This window comes from Actinomycetospora chiangmaiensis DSM 45062 (assembly GCF_000379625.1).
Classification (GTDB): Bacteria; Actinomycetota; Actinomycetes; order Mycobacteriales; family Pseudonocardiaceae; genus Actinomycetospora; species Actinomycetospora chiangmaiensis.
The window spans coordinates 367,735-390,272 of sequence record NZ_KB903229.1 but is presented as its reverse complement, the minus strand read 5'-3'; the positions used below and the strand labels follow the sequence as shown (position 1 = coordinate 390,272).

Genomic DNA, 22,538 nt, shown 5'->3' with positions numbered 1-22,538 from the left:
GAGGGCCCCTTCGTGCGTTCCGTGATCTTCCGGGGCACACCGGGTATCCGTGGGGCGAACCACTTCGGGGAAGGACTCGTCATGAGCGCGAACGTCGGTGACCGCATCACCCTGCACGCGAACTCGGTCGACGCTCCCGACCGCACCGGCACGATCGTCGGCGTGCTCGGGACCGACGGCCCGCCCTACCGCGTGCGCTACGACAACGGCGACGAGACCATCCTGACGCCGGGTGCCGACGCGACCATCGAGCCGCCGTCGGTCCGCGAGCGTCTGGACCAGGCGGCCGACAAGGCCTCGGAGAAGGCGACCGAGATCGCCGGCGAGGCCCGGGCGACCGCCGAGGACGTCACCGGGCGCGCAGCCCGCACGGTCGCCGACGCGGCGTCGAAGATCGCGGAGCGCTTCCAGCGCTGACCGATCTCCGCTTCGAGCGAACGGCCCCTCCGGTCGGGTAGATCGACCGGAGGGGCCCTTCGCTCGTTCCCGACGACGAGGCGACCCGCTGCCGGCGCGACTAACGCAACGCCAGTTCGGCGCGGACCGGGGCGGCCGGGAGGACGACCGTCGTGCGGGTGTCCCCCGGCACGCTGGTCACCTCCACCGTGCCGCCGTGCTCGGTGACCACCGCCGACACGATGGAGAGCCCGAGCCCGGTGGAGCCGGTCGTCCGGGCCCGGCCGGCATCGCCGCGCGCGAACCGCTCGAGGACGCGCGGCAGCAGGTCGGGCGCGATCCCGGGCCCGTCGTCGCGCACCACGAGCCGGACCTCGGCGCCGGTGCGACCGAGTTCGACGACGACGTTCGTGCCCGCCGGGGTGTGCGTGCGGGCGTTCGCGAGGAGGTTCGCCACCACCTGGTGCAGCCGCTCGGGGTCCCCGATGACCATGACGTCGTCCGCACCCTCGTCGTCGGGGAGCTCCAGCGCCCAGAGGTGCTCGGGGGCGGCGGCGTGGGCGTCGCTGACGGCGTCGAGGACGACGCGGGCGAGGTCGACCGGTTCCCGCGCGAGCGGGCGTCCGGCGTCGAGCCGTGCGAGCAGCAGCAGGTCCTCGACGAGCAGTGTCATGCGCTCGGTCTGCGACCCGACGCGCTCCAGCATCGCGCCGACCTCGTCGGGCAGTTCGTGGGTCCGGCGGCGGGCGAGCTCGGAGTAGCCGCGGATGGCGGCGAGCGGGGTGCGCAGCTCGTGCGACGCGTCGGCGACGAAGCGCCGCACCCGGGTCTCGGACTCCTGTCGGACCGCGAGCGAGCGGGCGACGTGGTCGAGCATCCGGTTGAAGGCCGCGCCGACCTGCCCCACCTCGGTGCGGGGGTCGGCGTCGGCCTCGGGGACGCGGTCGTCGAGCTCCACCTCACCGCGTCCCAGCGGCAGCTCGGAGACACGGCGGGCCGTGGCCGAGACCCGGTGCAGGGGGCGCAGGGTGGCGCGCGTGGCGAAGGCGGCGATCACGCCGGCGACGAGCACGCCGCCCCCGAAGATGATCGTCTCGTACACCGCGAGGCTGCCCACGGTGGCGTCCATCCGGCCCGTGGAGATGCCGAAGTAGACCACCGAACCGTCGGCGGCCTCGCGGGCCGACAGCCGGTACGACGAGGCGAGGCCGGGCAGGTCGATCGTCTCCACCCGCCCGTGGTCGGAGGGATCCTCCGGGTCGTCGCCGGTGGGCGTCACCGCGAGGACCGGCGCGACGTCCGCCAGCGCGATCGGCTGGTCGGAGGACCGGAAGCCGCCGAGCGCGATGCCCGAGACGACCCGGCCGTCCACGCTGCGGACCTCGATGCGGCTCGTGGCCGAGTCGCCCCCGCCGAAGCCGCCGCCGGCGTCCGGGGGCGGCGGGCGACGGCCGTCGGAGTTCTCGGGCGGATTCGCGAGGAAGCCGAGTGTGCGGGTGACCTCCTGGTCGAGCTGTTGGGTCAGGTAGTGCCGCAGCGACAGCGCGGCGCCGACACCGACGACGGCGCACACCACGAGGAGCAGCACCATCGTCGTCAGGACGATCCGTGCCTGGAGGGACCGCAGGAAGCGCACCGCCGTCACCCGGCGGGCTTGAGGACGTACCCGGCGCCGCGCACCGTGTGGATCATCGGCGTGCGGCCGGCGTCGATCTTCTTGCGCAGGTAGGAGATGTAGAGCTCCACGATGTTCGACTGGCCGCCGAAGTCGTAGTTCCACACCCGGTCGAGGATCTGGGCCTTCGACAGCACGCGCCGCGGGTTGCGCATGAGGAAGCGCAGCAGCTCGAACTCGGTGGCGGTGAGGTCGATCTGGTCGCCGCCCCGGAACACCTCGTGCGAGTCCTCGTCGAGGGTCAGGTCCCCGACGACGAGGCCCGCGTCGCCCCGGACCGCGGTCGCCACGGCGGCGCGGCGCAGGAGCCCCCGCAGGCGCGCGACGACCTCCTCGAGGCTGAACGGCTTGGTCACGTAGTCGTCCCCGCCGGCCGTGATGCCCGCGACCCGGTCCTCGACCGCGTCGCGCGCGGTGAGGAACAGGACCGGCACGTCGGGGTTGTCGGCGCGCAGCCGGCGCAGCACCTCGAAGCCGTCGATGTCGGGCAGCATGACGTCGAGGACGACGACGTCGGGGCGGAACTCCCGGCCCGACGTCACCGCCGCGAGGCCGTCGCCCGCGCTGCGGACCTCCCAGCCCTCGTAGCGCAGCGCCATCGAGAGCAGGTCGGCGAGCGTGGGCTCGTCGTCGACGACGAGGGCACGGACCGGGGTGCCATCCGGCCGCCGGAGCTCGGCGCGCACTGCTGCGTTCATGGTGCTCACTGTGGCACCGGGCGCTCCGGCCCCGCTGGGCGAATCCTGTGCGTCAGCTGTGGACGGGGAGGCTCGTCCAGCCACGCAGGATGATCGTCGGCCGACGGACGGGTGTCCCCGCCGGCGCCAGGTCCGGGAACCGGCTGAAGAGGCCCCGCAGCGCCACCTCGCCCTCCATCCGCGCGAGCGCGGCGCCGAGGCAGTAGTGGATGCCGCTGGAGAACGCGACGTGGTCGCGGGCGTTGGAGCGGGTCACGTCGAAGCGCTCCGGGTCGGTGAACACCGCCGGGTCCCGGTTCGCCGCGCCGAGCACCGTCACCACGATCTCGCCCTGCCGGATCGCGACGCCCTCGACCTCGGTGTCCCGCCGGGCCAACCGGGCCGTGCGCTGCACCGGCGAGTCGTGGCGCAGGACCTCGTCCACGGCGTTCGACCAGAGGTCGGGCTGCTCGGCGAGCAGCGCCCGCTGGTCCGGGTGTTCGAAGAGCCGCTGCGTGCCGTTGCCGATCAGGTTGACCGTCGTCTCGAAACCGGCGGCGAGGATGAGCATCGAGGTGGCCACCAGCTCCTGCTCGGACAGACCGGAGCCGTCGTCGTCGGCCACCTGCACGAGCCGGGAGAGCAGATCCTCGCCCGGGTGCGAGCGCAGCGTGCGGAGGTGCTCGCGCAACCACCCGTCGAAGGCCGCGAGCGAACGCTCCGCGGTCGCGTACCGCGACCACGGCAGCCCGAGGTCGAGCGTCGCGGCGCCGCCGTCGCCCCAGGCGAGCAGGTCCTCCCGCCGCTCCGGCGGCACGCCGAGCATCTCGGCGATGACGGTCAGCGGCACCTGCGCGGCGAAGCGCTCGACGAGGTCGACCGGGCCGCGGCGCAGGTCGGGCTCCAGCCCGTCGAGCAGCTCCGCGGTGATCTCCTCCGTGCGTGTGCGCAGGGCGGCGACGGCCTTCGCGGTGAAGGCGCGGGTGACCAGTCGCCGGTAGCGGGCGTGGTCGGGCGGGTCGACGGCGAGCATCGAGGGGGCGTCGTCGATGCTCGCGTAGCGGCGCGGACCGATGAGCCGCATCCCGAGGCGCACCGGGGCGGGGAAGACCTGGTCGCGGTCGGCGACCCCGAAGTCGTCGCTGCGCAGGATCCGCGTGGTGATGTCGTGGTGCGCGGTCAGGCGCCCCATCGGCCCCTGCGCGAACGGCCGGTGGCGGCGCAGCTCGCGGTAGTGCTCCCACGGCTCGGCCTGCAGCGCGGGATCGCGGAGCAGCCGCGCGTCGCGGTTGCCCGACCGCTCCCGCGCGGCGAGCGCGCGCCGCAGCAGCCCGTGGGTGAGACCCCACCGCACCGCCAGTGCCGGTGTGGACGGCACCCCGGAGCGGGCACCGTCGACCAGGAACGCGACCATACCGACCACCTCTCACCGACCCGTCGTCGGGAACATACTCGGGGTATGTGACTGACCGGGACTATGCTCCGGCGTCGTGGCCGAGGTCAAGAGTCGTCGCGGCGAGTACACCGAGGCGACGCGGCGTGCCCTGCTCGACGCGGCGGCCCGCCTGTTCACCGAGCGCGGGTTCGCGCGGACCTCGCTCGACGACGTCGCGGCCGACGCCCGGGTGACCAAGGGTGCGATCTACCACCACTTCTCGAGCAAGACGGGGCTGTTCGAGGTGCTCTTCGACGAGGTCGAGGAGCAGGAGAACGACCGCGCGCGGGCCGCGTTCGCCGCGGCGTCCGACCCGGCGCTCGGGGTCCTCGCCGCGCTCGACCAGTTCCTGCTCGCCTGCTCGGAGCCGGAGTACGGCGCGCTCGTCTTCCGCGAGGCACCGCTGGCCCTGGGCTGGGACGCCTGGCGGCGCTGCGAGGAGAAGTACTCCTACGCGCTGCTCACCGACATGCTCGTCGCCCTGGCCGACGCCGGCCGGATCCCCCGGCACGCCGGGGAGGCGCTACCGAGCATCGCCTTCGGCATGCTCGGCGCGGCCGGCCAGCTCCTCATCCGGACGCCGCCGCAGGACCGGGAGCGCGTCCGCGCCGAGTGCCGGCTGCCGTTCGTGGCGCTGCTGGCCGGACTGAGCAGCACCACGGCCTGAGCGGCCGCGCTCTCCGCCTCGTGACAGGAGAGCGTCGTCGCTGTCACCCAGTGGCAGGAATGCCTCGCCGTCAGCGGTGCGGTCGCGGCAGCGGCCGGCCCGCCGCCCGTCGGCACCACCCGCCGCGCGTGGTCGACATCCGTCGCGTCGTCGACGGCATGAGCTCGCCGTGCAGGACGATCTCGCCGTCCTCGTAGGCCCAGTGGAGGTACCGCTCCTCCCACGGGCGCTCCAGCAGGCTCAGCCGCTCGGACATCTCCTTCTGCTCCGCCCAGAACCGGGCGAGGGCGCTCCACCGCTTCACACCGTCCATGCTCCGAGCCCGTCGTCGTTCTGAGAAGCGATTACTTCCGCGCCGGGGCTTAAGCTGTCCTTCATGCTCGACCCTCGGCGGCTGCTGACACTGCGGGCGGTGGTGCGGGCCGGCTCGATGACCGCCGCGGCCGCCGATCTCGGCTACACGCCCTCGGCCGTCTCGCAGCAGGTCGGCGCGCTCGAACGGGAGACCGGGACGCCCCTGCTGGTCCGCCACGCCCGGGGCGTCGTCCCCACGGAGGCGGGCGCGTTGCTGGTGGAGCACGCCGAGGTCGTCGCCGGCCGCCTCGCCCGGGCCGCGGAGGAGGTGGGCGACCTCACCGCGCTGCGGTCCGGCCGGCTGCGTCTGGCGTCGTTCGCGAGTGCCGGCGCACGGCTGCTGCCGGGCGCCATCGGGGAGTTCCGGCGCCGCCATCCGGCGGTGCGGCTCTCGCTCGAGCTGGCCGAACCCGACGAGTGCCCGGACCGGTTGCGCGACGGCGATCTCGACCTCGCCATCACCTTCGGCTACGTGCCCGGACCGGCGCCGGACACCGACGGGCTCACGGCGACCTTCCTGTTCGACGACGCCGTCAACGTCGCCCTCCCGGCCGGCCACCCCGCCCTCGGCGACACCCTCACCGCCACCGACGAGCTCGACGTGTCCACGCTGCGCGACGCCGCGTGGATCCGGGACGCGGGCAGCCTGTGCCGGGAGCAGCTCGTCGACATGTGCGCGACCGCGGGCTACACGCCGAACATCGCGTTCGACTCCGACGACTTCCCCATGGTCAGCGGGCTCATCGAGTCGGGCGTGGGGGTGGCGCTGGTGCCGGACCTCGCCGTGCACCAGATGGGGCGCCGGGTCGTGCTGCGTCGCCTGCGGCCGCGGGTGGTGCGACGGATCGAGGCGCTGACGCTGCCGAACCCGGCGCCGGCCACCGCCGCCATGCTCGACGTGCTCCGGTCGCGCCGGGCAGCCTGACGACGGCTCAGGAGCCGAACGCCTCCAGGATCCGGTCGGCCGCGAGGGCCGGGGTGAGCTCGCCGTCGAGGACCTCCCGCTCGAGCTCGGAGCGCATCTCCTTGACCTGCGGGTGGTCCTTGAGCCGGGCGAGCAGACGCTCGCGGACCATCTGCCAGGTCCAGTCGACCTGCTGGCGGGCGCGCTTGGCGTCGAACTCCCCGCGCTCGTCGAGGAACTCCTGGTGCCCGACCAGCGCCGACCAGACGTCGTCGAGACCCGTCCGCTCCTGCGCGCTGCAGGTGAGGACGGGGACGGTCCACGGATCGCGCTCGCCGCGCAGCATCTTCAGCGCCGACTCCAGCTCCCGCGCGGCGCGCCTCGCGTCGCGGGCGTGCGGGCCGTCGGCCTTGTTGACGGCGATCACGTCGGCGATCTCGAGGATGCCGCGCTTGATGCCCTGCAGGGAGTCCCCGGTGCGGGCGAGGGTGAGGAAGAGGAACGAGTCGACCATCTCGGCGACCGCGGTCTCGGACTGCCCGACGCCGACGGTCTCGACGATGACGACGTCGTAGCCCGCCGCCTCCATCACCACCATCGTCTCGCGGGTGGCCTTCGCGACGCCCCCGAGCGTGCCCGCCGTCGGGGACGGCCGGATGAAGGCCCGGTCGTCGGTGGCGAGGGCGTCCATGCGCGTCTTGTCGCCGAGGATCGAGCCACCCGAGCGGGTCGAGCTGGGGTCGACCGCGAGGACGGCGACCTTGCTGCCGGCCGCGGTCAGCTGCGACCCGAGCGCCCCGATGAACGTCGACTTCCCGACGCCGGGTACGCCCGAGATGCCGATCCGCCTCGCCCCTCCCGCCTGCGGCAGGAGCTCGACCAGCAGTTCCTGCGCGGCGTCGCGGTGGTCCGCGCGCGTGGACTCGACGAGCGTGATCGCCCGCCCGATCCACAGCCGGGAGCCCGACCGGACGCCCTCGACGTACTTCTCGAGATCGATGTCGGTCACGTCGCCGGCCCGGGGTCCGTTGTCGACATGGTCGGTCATCCTACGGGCGGGGACCGTCGGGCGACGCCGGTCGGCCGCTCCCGCGAGACTGTCGGACCCCCGCTCTACCGTCGGGCCCCAGAGATCGAGAGGGGGCCTCACATGGTGGAACGTGTGACGGTCGAGGGGCTCGACGCCGGGGAGCTGGCCGAGGTGCTCGGCCCGGTGGTGTCGGAGCGGGGGCGCCGGTACGCGCGGGACGGTGCGGTCCTGTACGCGGAGTGGCATCGGGGCACGCTGCAGCTGCGCGGCGTGGTGCGGGGCGGCGAGGGGCAGGTCTACTCGACGATCGTCCGCTTCGACGGCGACGGCCACGGCGGCCTGCAGCTCGTCGACGGCGAGTGCTCGTGCCCGGTCGGATCGATGTGCAAGCACGTCGCCGCGATGGCGTTCGGCGCGGTGCCGGAGCCGGCCGCGCCGAGCCCGCCCGACTGGGAGCGGGCACTCGACGCCCTGCTCGGGCCCGCGCCGGCGACGCGCACGGCCACGGGCACGCTCGCGATCGAGGTGACGCCGGACGGTGCCGGCGGGCTCATGGCGCGGCTGATGCGCCCCGGCGCGCGGGGCTGGGTCCACGGCGGGCTGCAGTGGAACCGGATGCTGCAGGGTGCGGCCGAGGTGGAGCACCGGCCGGAGCAGCTCGCGGTCGTCCGCGAGCTCTACCTCCTCCACCACGCGGCGCAGGCCGGCTCCGGGTTCTCGCCGTACCGCTACTACGGCTACGGGGCGGACGAGAAGGTCATCGACCTCGCGGAGATCGCCAGCCCGCGCCTGTGGCCCCTGCTCGACGCGGCGGCGGAGGCCGATCTCGCGATCCTGCCGTCCCGACACAAGCTGGGCCCGGTCACACGCCGCGGGGTTGCGGCGCTGCAGCTCGACGTCACGGCCCGCCCCGACGACGGGGCGCTCGTCATCCGCCCCGTGCTGCGGGTCGACGGGGAGCCCGACCCCGACGCGCGGCCCGTCGCCTTCCTCGGCGGCGACCTCGCGCACGGCGTGGTCACCGTCTCGGCGGCGGAGAACCTGGCGCCCGTCTCCTGCCGGCTGAGCCTGGCCCGCCTCGAGCCGCCCGTGGGCCGGGCCGTCTGGCAGGCCGCGCTCGACGGGACCGACATCGCGGTCCCGGCCGACGCGGTGGACCGGTTCCGGTCCCGCTTCGCGTCCCGCCTCGCGGAGGTGCGGGGCGTGACGTCGTCGGACGGGGCGTTCGCCCCGCCGCGGATCGGTCCGCCGGTGCTGGTGCTCCGGGCCGCGTTCGCCGCCGAGCACGCGCTGACCCTGGCCTGGGAGTGGTCGTACGACGTCGGCGGGTCGGACGTCCGCGCCGCGATCGACCGGCCCGCCCCCGACGAGGACTTCCGCGACGTCCCGGCCGAGCGGGCGACGCTGGACCGCCTGGCCGACCTCCCGGTCGACTGGCGCCGGTTCCGGGTCCGCCCCATCGACGGGCCCGGGCCGCACCGCCTCATCAAGCTCCTGACGGCCGCCTTCGTCACCGAGGTGCTGCCGGTCCTCGAGGACACGCCGGGGCTGCGGGTCGAGCGGACCGGGGAGCCGGCGCGCTACCGCGAGGTCGGCGACGAACTCTCGATCGACGTGTCGACCACCGCGTCGGAGGAGGCCGGGAACGACTGGTTCGACCTCGGTGTGACCATCTCCGCCGAGGGTAGGGAGGTCCCCTTCAGCGACGTGTTCTCGGCCCTCGCGAAGGGCCGCACCCACCTCCTCCTGCCCGACGGCGCGTACTTCTCGCTGGAGAAGCCCGAGCTGGTCGCCCTGCGCCGCCTCATCGAGGAGGCGCGGGCGATGCAGGAACGGCCCGGCGGCCCGATCCGGCTCAGCCGCTACCAGGCGGGTTGGTGGGAGGAACTGGCCGCGCTCGGGGTCGTCGCGCGGGAGGCCGACGCGTGGCGCGAGCAGGTGGGCGGCCTGCTCGCCGCCGGATCCCTCGACCCGGCACCGGTGCCGGCGACGCTGCGCGCCGAGCTGCGGCCCTACCAGCGCGCCGGGTTCGAGTGGCTGGCCTTCCTGGCGCGGCACCGCCTCGGCGGTGTACTCGCCGACGACATGGGCCTCGGCAAGACCGTGCAGGCGCTGGCCCTAATCGCCCACGCCCGCGAGGCCGAGCCCGACGCGGGTCCGGTACTCATCGTCGCGCCGACGAGCGTGGTGCCGAACTGGACCGCCGAGGCCGCCCGGTTCACGCCGGCGCTGCGGGTGGTGGCGCTGACCGACACCCTGCGGCGGCGGGGCCAGGACCTGCAGGCGGTCGTGGCGGGCGCCGACGTCGTCGTCACCTCCTACACGCTCTTCCGGCTCGACGTGGAGGCCCACGAGCGCGTCGGCTGGTCGATGGTGCTGTTCGACGAGGCGCAGTTCCTCAAGAACCGCCGGTCGAAGGTCTACCTGTGTGCCCGACGGGTCGCCGCACCGACGAAGCTCGCGATCACCGGGACGCCCATGGAGAACGACCTCATGGAGCTGTGGTCGCTGCTCTCGATCACCGCGCCCGGCCTGTTCCCGAACTCCGAGCAGTTCCGCGAGGGCTACGCGCGCCCGATCGAGAAGGGCGACGCCGAGCTGCTCGCCCGGCTACGCCGACGTATCCGGCCGGTGATGCTGCGCCGCACCAAGGAGCAGGTCGCCCCCGACCTGCCGCCCAAGCAGGAACAGGTACTGCCCGTCGAGCTCGCCCCGGCCCACCGACGGCTCTACCAGCGGGTCCTGCAGCGCGAGCGGGCGCGCGTCCTGCAGCTGCTCGACGACGTCGACGACAACCGGATCGCCATCCTCGCCTCGATCACGAAGCTGCGGCAACTGAGCCTGCACCCGGCCCTGATCGGGGAGGACGGCGGTGGTGGCTCGGCCAAGATCGACCTGCTCGTCGAGCAGCTCGGCGACGTCGTCGGCAGCGGTCACCGGGCCCTGGTCTTCAGCCAGTTCACCGGCTTCCTCGCGCACGTGCGGGAGGCCCTCGACGCGGCCGGGATCACCTACGCCTACCTCGACGGCTCGACCCGCGACCGGGCGGCGGCGATCGCGGAGTTCAAGGACGGCGACGCCCCGGTCTTCCTCATCAGCCTCAAGGCCGGCGGGTTCGGGCTGAACCTCACCGAGGCCGACTACTGCTTCCTGCTCGACCCGTGGTGGAACCCCGCCACCGAGGCCCAGGCCGTCGACCGGACGCACCGGATCGGGCAGGACCGCACGGTGATGGTCTACCTGCTGATCTCCCAGGACACGGTCGAGGAGAAGGTCCGGGCCCTCGCGCAGCGCAAGGCCGAGCTCACGGCCGGGGTGATCGACGACGGCGCCGCGTTCGCCGCGACACTCGACGCCGACGACATCCGAGCGCTGATCTCGTGAGGCGCTCGTCGGACGTCGCCGTCGTCGCGCGGCTCCCGGCCGGGTCCGCCGATCCGCGCCCCCGTTCCGCGAGGGCGTGCAAGTTCGGGACCCGGTCAGGACGTCGCGTGGCCCAGCTTCTGCGACAGCTGACCCAGCAGTTCCTGCGCCGCGTCCGCGATCACGGTGCCCGGCCCGAAGATCGCCGCGGCACCGCCGGCGTAGAGCTCCTCGTAGTCGCCCGGCGGGATGACGCCGCCGGCGACGATGAGGATCTCGGAGGCGCCCAGCTCGGCCAGCGCGTCGCGCAGCGCCGGGACGAGCGTGAGGTGCCCGGCGGCCAGCGACGACACCCCGACGACGTGCACGTCGGCCTCGACGGCCTGGCGTGCGACCTCCTCGGGGGTCTGGAACAGCGGGCCCACGTCGACGTCGAAACCGAGGTCGGCGAAGGCGGTCGCGATGACCTTCTGGCCGCGGTCGTGGCCGTCCTGGCCCATCTTCGCGACGAGGATGCGGGGACGCCGACCCTCGGCCTCCTCGAACGCCGCGGCCGCCGACCGTGCTGCATCAACCCCCGCCGACTCGCCCACCTCGTCACGGTAGACCCCGGAGATCGTCCGGACGTCCGAGCGGTGACGGCCGTAGACCTTCTCCAACGCGTCGGAGATCTCGCCGACCGAGGCGTGCACCCGGGCGGCGTCGATCGCGAGCTTGAGCAGGTTGCCGTCGAGCTCGGAACCGCGCGAACCGTCCTGCGCCGACTGTGCCGCATTCGTCAGCGCGGTCAGCGCCGACTCCACCGCTGGGGCGTCGCGGCCGTCCCGCAGGTCAGCGAGGCGCGCGACCTGCTGACGGAGCACGTCGGCGTTGTCGACCTTGAGGACCTCGACGTCCTCGCCGCCGAGCAGCGGGTACTTGTTGACCCCGATCAGCGCCTGACGTCCGGAGTCGATCCGCGCCTGGGTGCGGGCCGCGGCCTCCTCGATGCGCATCTTCGGCAGGCCCTCGTCGATGGCCCTGGCCATGCCGCCGGTGTTCTCGACCTCCTCGATGTGCGCCCACGCCCGGCCCGCGAGCTCCCGGGTCAGGCGCTCGACGTACGCCGAGCCACCCCACGGGTCCACGGTCCGGGTGGTCCCCGACTCCTGCTGCAGCAGGAGCTGGGTGTTGCGCGCGATACGGGCGGAGAAGTCGGTGGGCAGCGCGAGCGCCTCGTCGAGGGCGTTGGTGTGCAGCGACTGGGTGTGCCCCTGGGTCGCGGCCATCGCCTCGATGCAGGTGCGGACGACGTTGTTGTAGACGTCCTGTGCGGTCAGCGACCAGCCGGAGGTCTGCGAGTGGGTGCGCAGCGAGAGCGACTTGTCGTTCTTCGCGCCGAAGCCCTTCACGAGCTTCGCCCAGAGCAGGCGCGCGGCCCGCATCTTGGCGATCTCCATGAAGTAGTTCATGCCGATGCCCCAGAAGAACGACAGCCGCGGCGCGAACCTGTCGACGTCGAGGCCCGCGTCCCGCCCGGCCCGCAGGTACTCCACGCCGTCGGCGAGGGTGTACGCGAGCTCCAGGTCGGCCGAGGCCCCGGCCTCCTGGATGTGGTAGCCGGAGATGGAGATCGAGTTGAACTTCGGCATCTTCTGCGAGGTGAACGCGAAGATGTCCGAGATGATCTGCATCGAGGGCTTGGGCGGGTAGATGTAGGTGTTGCGGACCATGAACTCCTTGAGGATGTCGTTCTGGATGGTCCCGGCGAGCTGCTCGGGCGCGACGCCCTGCTCCTCGGCCGCGGCCACGTAGAGCGCCATCACGGGGAGCACGGCCCCGTTCATGGTCATCGACACCGACATCCGGTCCAGCGGGATGCCGTCGAAGAGCTGCCGCATGTCGAGGATCGAGTCGATCGACACACCGGCCATGCCGACGTCGCCGGACACGCGGGGGTTGTCCGAGTCGTAGCCCCGGTGGGTCGGCAGGTCGAATGCGACCGACAGGCCCTTCTGCCCGGCGGCGAGGTTGCGCCGGTAGAAGGCGTTCGACTCCTTGGCGGTGGAGAACCCGGCGTACTGGCGCACCGTCCACGGCTGGGTCCGGTACATCGTCGGGTAGGGCCCGCGCAGGAACGGCGGCAGCCCGGGCAGGGTCGCCAGGAAGTCGAGGCCCTCGGTGTCGGCGGCTGTGTAGAGCGGCTTGACGCCGATGCCCTCGGGGGTCTCCCAGAGCAGGTCGTCGGCGTCCTTCCCGGTCGCCTCGTGCAGCGCGGCGGTCCAGTCGCCGTCCCCGGACGGCGTGCCGAGCTCGACGTCGGCGAACGATCCGATGCTCATGGTTCAGGCCCCCAGCTCGTCGAGCAGGTCGGTGAGCAGCGCCGCGGCGTCGCACCCGGTGTACAGATGCCCGGTCAGGGCGTCATCGTCCAGCGCCTTCGGCGATCCCGCCAGCACGATCCGGGTCGCCCCGGCCGCGGCCAGCGCCTGCGCGAGCGGTACCGCGTGCTCGGCGTAGACCTTGTCCGAGGACGCGATCACGGCGACGGACGTCCCGGCCGACCGGAACGCGGCGACGATCGCGTCGACGTCGGTGCCGCCCGGGCCCGCGGTGACGTCGATGCCGCCGGCGTGGAGCAGGTTCGTCGCGAAGGACACCCGCGCGGTGTACTGCGCGAGCGCTCCGAGGGTCGCGAGGAACGCGGTGGGACGGGACCCGGACGCAGCGGCGGCGTCGGCCCGGTCGCGCAGGTCCTCGAAGACCTGCGCGTAGCGGCGCCGCGGCAGCCCGCCCTCGGCATCGCCCGTTCCCGACGGCGGGGCGGTGCGGGTCGGGAGGGTCTCGTGCAGGTTCGGGAACTCGCTGACGCCGGTGATCGGGTCCTTCCGGTGCGCGATCCGGTCGGCGCGCGCGGTCCACGTCTCCTCGAGGGCCGCTGCGAGCGACCCGTCGTCGAGAACGGCCTCGATGCCCCCGTCGCGCTCGATGCCGGTGAAGACGTCCCACGCGGCGTGGGCGAGCGCGTCGGTCAGCGACTCGACGTACCAGGAGCCGCCCGCCGGGTCGATGACGTGTGCGAGGTGGGACTCCTCGAGCAGCAGCGCCTGGGTGTTGCGGGCGACGCGGCGGGAGAAGTCGTCGGGCAGGCCGAGGACGGAGTCGAACGGCAGCACGGTGACGGCGTCCGCCCCGCCGAGCCCGGCCCCGACGGCGGCGACCGTGGTGCGCAGGATGTTCACCCAGGGGTCGCGGCCGGTCAGCATCGCCGGCGAGGTCACCGCGTGGGTGCGCATCGCGCGGGCCGCCGCACCCGATGGTCCAGCTCCGCCGCGCTGCGTGTCCGAAGCACCGGCGACCGAGCCGATCCGGTCCCAGCACCGGCGCGCGGCCCGCAGCTTCGCCAGCGTGGCGAACTGGTCGGCGGTCGCCGCGAACCGGAACTCGACGCGGGCGAAGGCGTCGTCCACCGACAGCCCGGCGTCGTTCAGGAGTCGGACGGCGTGGAGACCGGCGGCCAGCGCGGCCCCGAGCTCCTGGCCGTCCGAGCCGCCCGCCTCGTGGTACGGCAGACCGTCGGCCACGACGGTCGCCAGGTGCGGGTGCTTCTCGGCGGCCGCCCGGGCGTGCTCGACGAGGGACGAGCGGTACGCGTCGGTCAGCGCCGCGCCACCGCGGGTGCGCGCGAGCAGCGGGTCGTACCCGAGCGAGCCACCGAGGTCGCCGGTCACCCCCTGGTCGGCCGCGAGCGCCAGCAGCGCGTCGGCGGCCTCGGGGGTGTCCCGGCCGGCCTCCAGCGCGATCGGCGCGAGGTCGAGGTACACGCCCTCGAGGAGCCGCGGCAGCGCGTCGACGGCGGGGCCGCCCGCCTCGCCGAGCACCAGCCAGAGCGAGGAGACACCGTTCTCCAGCTCGGCCATGACGACGTCGTGGGCGCCCTCGAGGTCGGTCAGCGCGTGGCGCTGGCGCCGGTACCAGCCGTCGGCGACGTGGCCCTCCGGCCGGGACGCCCGCGTGAAGGGCGGGAGTCCCGGCGACCCGGTCGGCACGCCGGGGGCGTCGTCGGCGGTGTAGAGCGCGGCGATCCCGAACCCGTCGTCGGTGGGGGTGCGCAGCGCCGCCTCGGCGTCGGCCGGGTCGACCTCCCGCCCGGACTTCGCGAGCACGCCCGCGACGAGGTCCCGCCACGCGTCGCGCGTCGGCGTCGGGAACTCGCCGGCGAGCACGAGCTCCTCGGGCGCCTCCGGTGCTGTCATGGCCGGGATCGTAGAGCGGTCAGCGCGGTCCGGTTTCCCGACGATGGCGCTTCCCACCCGGGCCTACGTCACGGAATCGGTGCAGACCCACACCGCGATGTCAGCGGTGGCACACGGCTGCCACCGGAGGTCACCGGGGGACCACCGCTGACGCCGACGCCAGCGTCTCCAACAGCTCCACCGTCGTGTCCCAGCCGACGCAGCCGTCGGTGACGCTGCGGCCGCGCACCATGTCGGGACCGATCTCCTGGCGACCCTCGGCGAGGAAGCTCTCGATCATCACCCCGACCACCGAGCGTCCCGCGGCGCGCTGCCGGGCGAGGTCGGCGACGACGGCGGGCTGGCGCCGGTGGTCCTTGCCGGAGTTGCCGTGGCTCGCGTCGACCACGACCCGCCCGGCGTGGCCCTTCGCCCCCAGCGCGGTGCAGGCGGCCGCGACGGACGCCTCGTCGTAGTTGGTCCCGGCCGAGCCGCCCCGCAGGATGAGGTGGGCGTCGGGGTTGCCGGTGGTGGTGATCAGGCCGGCCAGCCCCTCGGGTGTGACGCCCATGAACGCGTGCGGCGCCCCGGCCGCGCCGACCGCATCGATCGCCACGCCGACGTCGCCGTCGGTCCCGTTCTTGATCCCGATCGGCATCGACAGGCCGCTCGCGAGCTGGCGGTGCACCTGGCTCGCCGCCGTCCGGGCCCCGATCGAGCCCCAGGAGACGAGGTCGGCGAGGTACTGCGGGGTGATCGGGTCGAGGAACTCGCAGCCCAGCGGCAGGCCCGCCGCCGCCAGGTCGAGCATCAACGACCGGGCCGTACGCAGGCCCCGCGCGACGTCGAAGGACCCGTCGAGACCCGGGTCGTTGATCAGACCCTTCCACCCGACCGTCGACCGCGGCTTCTCGAAGTAGGTCCGCATGACGACGTGGAGCCGGTCGGCGTGCCGCTCCGCCTCGGCGGCCAGGCGCGCGCCGTACTCCCGGGCGGCGTCGACGTCGTGGATCGAGCACGGGCCGACGACGACGAGCAGCCGGTCGTCCTCGCCGCGCAGGATCGCCTCGGCGCCGGCGCGGCCGCGGTGCACGGAAGCGGCGACGCGGTCGGACGCGGGGAGCTCGTGGCGCAGCAGCGCCGGCGAGGGCAGCGGGGTGACGGCGGCCGTACGGGCGCCGTCGAGCGGTCGGTGATCGACCAGGGTGGTCATGGCGGGCTCTCCGGGACGAGGAGGAGCCGGGCCCGACCCGCCGTCGTGACACGCGAGCCGGGATCGGCTCGCGGACGGGGGTCTAGCGCAGCGGTCTACCCGCCGACCCCTCCCGGGCCGAGCACGTAAACCGGTACCAGCGCTGCACGGCGATCACCCTACACGGGTCACGCGGAACGGACGCTCGCCCTCGCTGCGGCTCGCCCCGTCGAGGATCTCGCCGATCACGCGGTGGGTCGGCGGGTCGGCGGCGCGCAGGAGACCGTCGGCCCAGACGAGCTCCACCGGCCCCACCGGCAGCCAGGAGAGGTCGCGGACGCTCTCCTCGAGGGCGTCGAGGTTCGCGGCGACGTAGTCCGGGAAGTGCAGCGCCCGCCCGATCGCGGCGAGCGTGGACTGCTTGTCGGCGGCCTCGGCGACCACCCCGACCGTGCGCGCCCGGTCCCGGGCACGGGTGGTGGCCGCGTGCAGGTCGGTCATCGGCTCACGTCCACGACGACGAAACTCCCGTAGTGATCACCCGAGTAGTAGTACTCGCCCCGCGAGCCCGTGACGATCCGCCGGGCGCCGCGGTCCGACGAGCCCGGCGTCGGGACGGTGTACTCGTGGTAGTAGCCGCTCGGCTGCGCCGGGAGGAGGCGCTCGCGGTTGCCGAAGACGATCCCGTCGCGACCGGACGGGTACGGGCCGCCGCGCCGGACGAGTCGCACGGTGTCGGTCACCTGCGACGGCAGGGCCGACAGCGCCCGCACCGGGAGCCCGGACTGCGACCCGGGCACGGCCGTTGCGACGGACGTCACGGTCCCGGCGGCGGGTGCGCCCGGCCCCGCGCAAGCGGCCGTGGGGAGCAGGCCGATCAGAGCAGCGAGGAACGAGGCGGCGACCAGCGCACGAGTGATCACCCGCGGATCGTGACCAGGTAGGACGTCGGAGATCCAGCATCCCGGCGGATCGTCGCCGCGCGATCACATCGCGTTTGCCGCCCTTCCCGACCGGGAAGCGGGGGACACCTTCCGGTCGTCGGGTTGCTCCGCTTGCGTCCCGCGACGGCCATCTCCCGCCCGTAGCGTGAGGAACCGATGACGACGACGCATGTCCATCGACGCCCGCTCGCCCCGCACGTGATGACCTACCTCGTCGTCACCGTGCCCTTCCTCGCCCTGCTCGCAGCCGTGCCGCTGGCCTGGGGCTGGGGGCTCTCCTGGCTCGACGTCGGCCTCGCCGTCGGGCTCTACGTGGTCTCGATGCTCGGCATCACCGTCGGGTTCCACCGGTACTTCACCCACGGCGCGTTCCGCTGCGGGAGGGCGCTGCGCATCGCGTTGGCCGTCGCCGGCTCGCTCGCGGTGCAGGGCCCGGTACTGCACTGGGTGGCCGACCACCGCCGCCACCACGCCTTCGCCGACAAGGAGGGGGACCCGCACTCCCCCTGGCGCTACGGCACCTCCCCCGCCGCACTGGCCAAGGGCTTCTGGCACGCCCACATGGGCTGGATCCTCGAACGCTCGCTGACCGACCAGCAGCGCTACTGCCCGGACCTGCTCGCCGATCCCGACGTGGTGCGGGTCAGCCGGGCGTTCGGGTGGATCACCGCGGCGACGTTCATCGTCCCCGCCCTGATCGGTGGGCTCGCCACCTGGTCGATCTGGGGCGCATTCACCGCGTTCTTCTGGGCCGGCCTGGTGCGGGTGTGCCTGTCGCACCATGTCGCGTGGTCGACGAACTCGATCTGCCACATGGTCGGCGAGCGGCCGTGGAAGGCGCGGGACCGCTCGACCAACGTGTGGCCGCTGGCGGTGCTGTCGATGGGCGAGTCCTGGCACAACCTCCACCACGCCGACCCGACGTCGGCGCGCCACGGCGTCGGCCGGTTCGAGGTCGACCTGTCGGCGGAGACGATCGCGCTCTTCGAGAAGCTCGGTTGGGCGTGGAACGTCCGGTGGCCACGGCCGGAGCGGCTGGAGAAGCTCAAGGCGACGGGCTGACGCGTCGGCGGACGGCTAGGGCGCCGCGTCCCGCAACGTCAGGACGACGCGCATCACGCGCTCGACGGCGGCGGCGAACAGCGAGCCGCGCAGTTCGCCGCGGTCGGCGAGGTTCTGCTGGGCCATGTCGAGCGTGCGCTCCGGGCCGAGCCGCCGCACCAGCAGCGCCGCGATCTCCTCGAGCTCGAGATCGGGGTGGTCCAGCCGCGTGAGCGCGAACGCGACGATCAGTTCCTCGTCCGACACGGGCCATCCCCTTCGCTCCCCAGCGTAGTCGGCGGGGCGCACCTCACGCCCGTCGCAACCGCGCCTTCTGCACCTTGCCCATCGCGTTGCGCGGCAGCTCGTCCACCACGACGACCTCGCGGGGCCGCTTGTGCTTGGAGAGCCGTTCACCGACGAAGTCCATGACGGCCTGGGCGTCGACGGCGCCGTCGGGGCAGACGACGTGGGCGACGATGCGCTGGCCGAGGTCGGAGTCCGGCTCCCCGACGACGGCCGCCTCGCTGATGCCCTCGTAGGCCAGCAACGCCGTCTCCACCTCGCCCGCGCCGACGCGGTAGCCGCCGGACTTGATGAGGTCGACCGACCGGCGCCCGACGATGCGGTGATAGCCGCCGGCGTCGACGACGGCCGCGTCGCCGGTGCGGAACCAGCCGTCGTCGGTCCAGGTCTCGGCGGTCGCCTCCGGGCGGTTGAGGTAGCCGTCGAACAGGCACGCGCCGCGGACCTGCAGCTCGCCGATCGACTCGCCGTCGGCCGGGACGTCCTCGTCGGTGGTGACCGGTTCCCCGGACTCGTCCTCGGTGACCGCCCGCAGCCGCGCCTCCACGCCCTCGACGGGCACGCCGACCCACCCCGCGCGGCGCTCGCCGTCGGCGCGGACCGCGAGGGTGATCATGGTCTCGCTCATGCCGTAGCGCTCCAGGGGTGCCTGCCCGGTCAGCTCCCGGATGCGCTCGAAGACCGGCACGGGCAGCGGCGCCGACCCGCTGACGAGCAGCCGGGCGTCGGCCAGCGCGGCAGCTGACGTCGGGTCGTTCCCGATGCGCGACCAGACGGTGGGCACCCCGAACAGCAGCGACCCGCCGTGCCGGGCGACGGCCGCGGCGTAGTTCTCCGGCGTCGGACGACCGGTGTGGACCAGCCGGGAGCCGGTGCGCAGCGCGCCGAACACGCCGAGCACGAGCCCGTGCACGTGGAACAGCGGCAGGCCGTGGGCGAGGGTGTCGGCGTCGGTCCACGCCCACGCGTCGGCGAGCCCGTCGAGGCCGGTCGCCATCGCGTGGGCGGAGAGCAGCACGCCCTTCGGCGACCCCGTGGTCCCGGACGTGTAGAGGATGAGCGCCGGCCCGTCGCCGGACGCCTCGGTGACGGCGTGCCCCGCCCGCCGCGAGAGATCGACCCGACGCGCGGGCAGGCGCACGTCCCGGGGCCGCTCGCCGAACCACGTCGTCGCGCCGGAGTCGGTGAGGACGTGTGCGCGCTCGGCCGGGCCGGAGTCCGGCGGGACCGGGACCACCGGGGCCCCCGCGAGCAGACAGCCGACGATCGCGACGACGGTCTCCGCGCTCGGCGTCGCACCGACCGCGACCGGGGAGGACGGGGCGGTCCGACCGGCGATCTCGTCGGCGACGACCGCGGCCGCGCCGAGCAGTTCGGGCCCGGAGAACGCGGTGTCGCCGATGCGGACCGCATCGGGATCGTCGAGCCCGCCGTCGAGCAGCGCGCGCAGCAGGGGCACCGTCGTACCTCCGGATCACCGTCATCGGGGAGTGCCGCACATTCTCACCCGTCCGGGGTCCGGCGCGCGCGGAACCTCCCGCTGGGAGGAACGTGCCATCATGCGCCGGGTGACCCCGACGCCCGCCGCACCCAAGCGGCCGTCACTGCTCTACGCGGTCAAGCAGGTCGAGCTCATCGTCCGTGCCCGGCTCGACGAGCTGCTGCGCGAGTCCGGCGTGACGGCGCTGCAGTACACGGCGCTGACCGTCCTCGTCGCGCGCGACGGGCTGACCTCGGCCGAGCTCGCCCGCAACTCCTTCGTCACGCCGCAGGCGATGGCCGATCTCGTGACGGCGCTCGAGCGCTCCGAGCTCATCGTGCGCCACCGCAACCCGCACAACCGCCGCCAGCTGCTCATCTCGCTGACCCCCGCGGGCCACGCCCTCCTCGAGCGCTACGCGGCCCCGGTGGCGGCCATCGAGGAACGGATGGTGCACGGGCTCGACGCCGAGGACCGCGAACGGTTCCGCGCCTACCTCAACGCCGCCCGGGCCTCACTGGCCCGGTGACAGCGACCGACGGAGCGCCGGCTTGTCGAGCTTGCCCGTGGGGTTGCGGGGCAGCGCGTCGACGACCTCGACGGTCCGCGGGGTCTTGAACCGCGCGAGCCGGCCGTCGAGCCACGCGAGCAGGTCCGCGGGCGTCGTCGTCGAGCCGGCCGCCAGGACGACCCACGCGTGCCCGACCTCGCCCCACCGGTCGTCGGGGACCCCGACGACGGCGGCGTCGACGACCTCGGGATGGCCGGTGAGCACCCCCTCGACCTCGGCGGGCGAGACGTTCTCCCCGCCGGAGATGTAGAGGTCCTTGACGCGGTCGACGATGCGGTGGAAGCCGTCGTCGTCGACGGTCGCGACGTCACCGGAACGGAACCACCCGTCGTCGAACGCGGCGGCGCTCTCCTCGGGGCGCTGCCAGTACCCCGGCACGACGTGCGGGCCGCGGACGAGGATCTCGCCCACCTCCGAGAGCGCGACGTCGCTGAAGAAGTGCGGGCGGCCCGCCGTCCCGACCTTCGAGCGCGCGTGCGCCGGGTCGAGCAGCAGGACGCCGGGCGCCGCCTCGGTCATGCCGTAGCCCTGGAGGAAGGCGGGGCCGCGTGCCGCATAGACGTCGAGCAGCGCCGGGGGCACCGGGGCGCCGCCGCACAGGAGGTAGCGGACGCTCGAGAGGTCGGCGTCGGCGAAGCGGGGCGAGCGGGCGATCGTCGCGAACATGGTCGGGACGCCGAACATGATCGTCACGCGTTCGGACTCGACGAGGTCGAGCGTGCGGTCGACGTCGAAGGCGGGCTCCAGGACGAGGGTGCCGCCCTTGAGCAGCACCGGCAGGCAGGTCATCCCCAGGGCCGCGGCGTGGAAGAGCGGGGCCGAGAGCAGGCACACCTCGTCGGAGCGCAGGTCGATGTCGACGACCACGTTGAGCGCGTTCCACGTCAGGTTCGCGTGGGTCAGGCACGCCGCCTTCGGCCGGCCCGTGGTGCCGGAGGTGAACATCAGGACGGCGAGGGCGTCGGGGTCGGAGTCGACGAGGTCGGCGCGGTCGCTGCCGTCGATGAGGGTGTCGTAGGAGCCCCCCACCTCCAGCGACAGCGGGGCGTCGTTGCTGTCGTCCAGTGGCAGCGACGACGCTCCGCTGCCACCGGGATGGGCGACCACCACCCGCGGCGACGTGTCCCCGAGCGCGAACGCGATCTCGGCCGGGGCGAGCCGGGTGTTGAGCGGGACGAAGACCGCGCCCAGACCCGTCGTCGCGAAGAGGGTCTCGACGAAGGCCGGGTGGTTGGGCCCGAGGTGGGCGACGCGGTCGCCCGGGCCGACCCCGAGGCCGCGCAGCCCGGCGGCGAGCCGGCGGACGCGGTCGTCGAGCTCGGCGTAGGTGACGCGGGTCGGGCCGGCGACCAGCGCCACGCGCTCCGGGGAGTTGCGGGCGCGGCGGGCGGTCCAGGTCCCGAGGCCGGGCGGCGGCGTCATGACCGCTCGTAGGATCCCAGACCGGGCCGGTAGGTCTTGGCGTCGAGGAACTGGGTGAGGCCCTGCTGCTTGCCCTGCTCGGGGTCGTGGCCCGTCGCGGCGTCGAGCTTGGCGTAGAGGTAGTCCTCGGCGACGTCCCACGACATCTGCCGCACCTTCTTCACCCCGACCTTCGCCGCCCGCAGCACGTGGGTGTTCATGCCCGCCAGCTTCCCCGCCACCTCGACGGTCCGCGCGCGCAGCGTCTCGCCCGGCACGGCCTCGTTGACCAGCCGCATCGCCGACGCCTGCCGGCCGTCGAAGCGCTCGCCGGTCATGACGTACCACTGCGCGTCCCGCGCAGGGATCGTCTCGGCCAGCGCGCGGGACACCAGGCCGCCCGGCGGGATGCCCCAGTTGACCTCGGAGAGCCCGAACGACGCGTCCTCGGCGGCGATGGCCAGGTCGCAGCACACGAGCGGGGTGAACGCACCGCCGAAGCACCAGCCGTTGACCATCGCGATCGTCGGCTTCGCGAAGTGGATCAGGCGGCGCCACTGCCACTCCGCGGAGTCGCGGCGGGCCCGGATCTCCACGTGCGGGGGCGCGGCGTCGACCTCGCGGAAGTACTCCTGCAGGTCCATGCCCGCCGACCACGCGTCGCCGCGCCCGGTGAGCACGACGACCCGGACGTCCTCGGCCCCCTCCAGCCAGTCGAGAGCCTCGATCATCTCGCGGTTGAGCGTCGGGTTCATCGCGTTGCGCTTGTCGGGCCGGTCGAAGAACAGCCAGCCGATGCCGGCCTCCTCCGGTCCCTCCCCGACCTCGATCGCGACGGTCTCGAACGACGGTGGCGTGCTCATGGGCTGAGATTAACAGGAAACCTGA

The 22,538-nt window shown here is 73.8% G+C and carries 20 protein-coding genes; 6 read left to right on the top strand and 14 right to left on the bottom strand.

The window, feature by feature from the left end; genetic code table 11:
* Positions 1 to 81: 81 nt before the first annotated feature.
* Positions 82 to 417 carry a DUF1918 domain-containing protein gene (locus tag A3CO_RS32475; RefSeq protein WP_018333133.1) on the top strand — a complete coding sequence of 112 codons (336 nt, stop codon included), beginning with the start codon at positions 82 to 84 and terminating at the stop codon, positions 415 to 417.
* Between the two features lie 100 nt (positions 418 to 517).
* Here the strand turns inward: A3CO_RS32475 and A3CO_RS0115335 are convergent, their stop codons facing one another.
* The 3 genes from A3CO_RS0115335 to A3CO_RS0115325 are packed head-to-tail and all read right to left on the bottom strand — an operon-like array spanning position 518 to position 4,162.
* The gene (locus tag A3CO_RS0115335) at positions 518 to 2,032 is read right to left on the bottom strand and encodes an ATP-binding protein (protein ID WP_033414517.1); all 1,515 of its coding nucleotides are present in this window, start codon (positions 2,030 to 2,032) and stop codon (positions 518 to 520) included.
* A gap of 5 nt (positions 2,033 to 2,037) precedes the next feature.
* A complete protein-coding gene (locus A3CO_RS0115330) occupies positions 2,038 to 2,769 on the bottom strand; it encodes a response regulator transcription factor (RefSeq protein ID WP_085942367.1) in 732 nt (243 codons plus the stop codon).
* A gap of 52 nt (positions 2,770 to 2,821) precedes the next feature.
* Complete coding sequence (locus A3CO_RS0115325) at positions 2,822 to 4,162, bottom strand: cytochrome P450 (RefSeq protein ID WP_018333130.1); 1,341 nt, start codon at positions 4,160 to 4,162, stop codon at positions 2,822 to 2,824.
* Between the two features lie 76 nt (positions 4,163 to 4,238).
* On the opposite strand from A3CO_RS0115325, the gene A3CO_RS0115320 reads away from it, so the two are divergent.
* Positions 4,239 to 4,850 (top strand): TetR/AcrR family transcriptional regulator, encoded by a 612-nt coding sequence (locus A3CO_RS0115320; RefSeq protein ID WP_018333129.1) that lies wholly within the window; start codon positions 4,239 to 4,241, stop codon positions 4,848 to 4,850.
* Between the two features lie 70 nt (positions 4,851 to 4,920).
* Here the strand turns inward: A3CO_RS0115320 and A3CO_RS0115315 are convergent, their stop codons facing one another.
* Positions 4,921 to 5,154, bottom strand: coding sequence for a hypothetical protein (locus A3CO_RS0115315; protein ID WP_157647591.1), 234 nt, complete (start codon positions 5,152 to 5,154; stop codon positions 4,921 to 4,923).
* A gap of 72 nt (positions 5,155 to 5,226) precedes the next feature.
* On the opposite strand from A3CO_RS0115315, the gene A3CO_RS0115310 reads away from it, so the two are divergent.
* The gene (locus A3CO_RS0115310) at positions 5,227 to 6,129 is read left to right on the top strand and encodes a LysR family transcriptional regulator (protein WP_018333127.1); all 903 of its coding nucleotides are present in this window, start codon (positions 5,227 to 5,229) and stop codon (positions 6,127 to 6,129) included.
* A gap of 7 nt (positions 6,130 to 6,136) precedes the next feature.
* Here the strand turns inward: A3CO_RS0115310 and meaB are convergent, their stop codons facing one another.
* A complete protein-coding gene (meaB, locus tag A3CO_RS0115305; RefSeq protein ID WP_018333126.1) occupies positions 6,137 to 7,156 on the bottom strand; it encodes a methylmalonyl Co-A mutase-associated GTPase MeaB in 1,020 nt (339 codons plus the stop codon).
* A gap of 114 nt (positions 7,157 to 7,270) precedes the next feature.
* On the opposite strand from meaB, the gene A3CO_RS0115300 reads away from it, so the two are divergent.
* Entirely contained in the window at positions 7,271 to 10,522 is a 3,252-nt protein-coding gene (locus A3CO_RS0115300) for a DEAD/DEAH box helicase (protein ID WP_018333125.1), read from the top strand.
* A gap of 95 nt (positions 10,523 to 10,617) precedes the next feature.
* On the opposite strand, the gene scpA is transcribed toward A3CO_RS0115300, so the two are convergent.
* The 5 genes from scpA to A3CO_RS0115275 form a co-directional block, all read right to left on the bottom strand.
* Positions 10,618 to 12,822: a methylmalonyl-CoA mutase gene (gene scpA, locus A3CO_RS0115295; RefSeq protein WP_018333124.1), complete on the bottom strand. Its 2,205-nt coding sequence runs from the start codon at positions 12,820 to 12,822 to the stop codon at positions 10,618 to 10,620.
* Between the two features lie 3 nt (positions 12,823 to 12,825).
* Positions 12,826 to 14,736 carry a methylmalonyl-CoA mutase family protein gene (locus A3CO_RS0115290; RefSeq protein ID WP_018333123.1) on the bottom strand — a complete coding sequence of 637 codons (1,911 nt, stop codon included), beginning with the start codon at positions 14,734 to 14,736 and terminating at the stop codon, positions 12,826 to 12,828.
* 130 nt (positions 14,737 to 14,866) lie between these two features.
* Positions 14,867 to 15,928, bottom strand: coding sequence for a 3-deoxy-7-phosphoheptulonate synthase (locus tag A3CO_RS0115285; RefSeq protein ID WP_018333122.1), 1,062 nt, complete (start codon positions 15,926 to 15,928; stop codon positions 14,867 to 14,869).
* Between the two features lie 153 nt (positions 15,929 to 16,081).
* Positions 16,082 to 16,408 (bottom strand): barstar family protein, encoded by a 327-nt coding sequence (locus tag A3CO_RS0115280; protein ID WP_018333121.1) that lies wholly within the window; start codon positions 16,406 to 16,408, stop codon positions 16,082 to 16,084.
* Positions 16,405 to 16,830 (bottom strand): guanyl-specific ribonuclease, encoded by a 426-nt coding sequence (locus A3CO_RS0115275; protein ID WP_018333120.1) that lies wholly within the window; start codon positions 16,828 to 16,830, stop codon positions 16,405 to 16,407. Before A3CO_RS0115275 ends, A3CO_RS0115280 begins: the two co-directional genes overlap by 4 nt.
* 177 nt (positions 16,831 to 17,007) lie before the next feature.
* Between A3CO_RS0115275 and A3CO_RS0115270 the strand changes: the two genes are divergently transcribed.
* Complete coding sequence (locus A3CO_RS0115270; protein ID WP_211214481.1) at positions 17,008 to 17,913, top strand: acyl-CoA desaturase; 906 nt, start codon at positions 17,008 to 17,010, stop codon at positions 17,911 to 17,913.
* A 15-nt stretch (positions 17,914 to 17,928) separates the two neighbouring features.
* Here A3CO_RS0115270 and A3CO_RS0115265 read toward each other — a convergent pair whose 3' ends face one another.
* Positions 17,929 to 18,159, bottom strand: a complete 231-nt coding sequence (locus A3CO_RS0115265; RefSeq protein WP_018333118.1) for a hypothetical protein — start codon at positions 18,157 to 18,159, stop codon at positions 17,929 to 17,931.
* Between the two features lie 43 nt (positions 18,160 to 18,202).
* Positions 18,203 to 19,657 (bottom strand): AMP-binding protein, encoded by a 1,455-nt coding sequence (locus A3CO_RS0115260; protein WP_018333117.1) that lies wholly within the window; start codon positions 19,655 to 19,657, stop codon positions 18,203 to 18,205.
* A gap of 100 nt (positions 19,658 to 19,757) precedes the next feature.
* Between A3CO_RS0115260 and A3CO_RS0115255 the strand changes: the two genes are divergently transcribed.
* Complete coding sequence (locus tag A3CO_RS0115255) at positions 19,758 to 20,207, top strand: MarR family winged helix-turn-helix transcriptional regulator (protein WP_018333116.1); 450 nt, start codon at positions 19,758 to 19,760, stop codon at positions 20,205 to 20,207.
* Here the strand turns inward: A3CO_RS0115255 and A3CO_RS0115250 are convergent.
* Entirely contained in the window at positions 20,193 to 21,671 is a 1,479-nt protein-coding gene (locus A3CO_RS0115250; RefSeq protein WP_018333115.1) for an acyl-CoA synthetase, read from the bottom strand. The two genes, A3CO_RS0115255 and A3CO_RS0115250, sit on opposite strands and share 15 nt — an antisense overlap.
* On the bottom strand, positions 21,668 to 22,513 hold the full coding sequence (locus A3CO_RS0115245) for a p-hydroxycinnamoyl CoA hydratase/lyase (RefSeq protein WP_018333114.1): 846 nt from the start codon (positions 22,511 to 22,513) through the stop codon (positions 21,668 to 21,670). The genes A3CO_RS0115250 and A3CO_RS0115245 overlap by 4 nt, the downstream gene beginning before the upstream one ends.
* Positions 22,514 to 22,538: the final 25 nt, after the last annotated feature.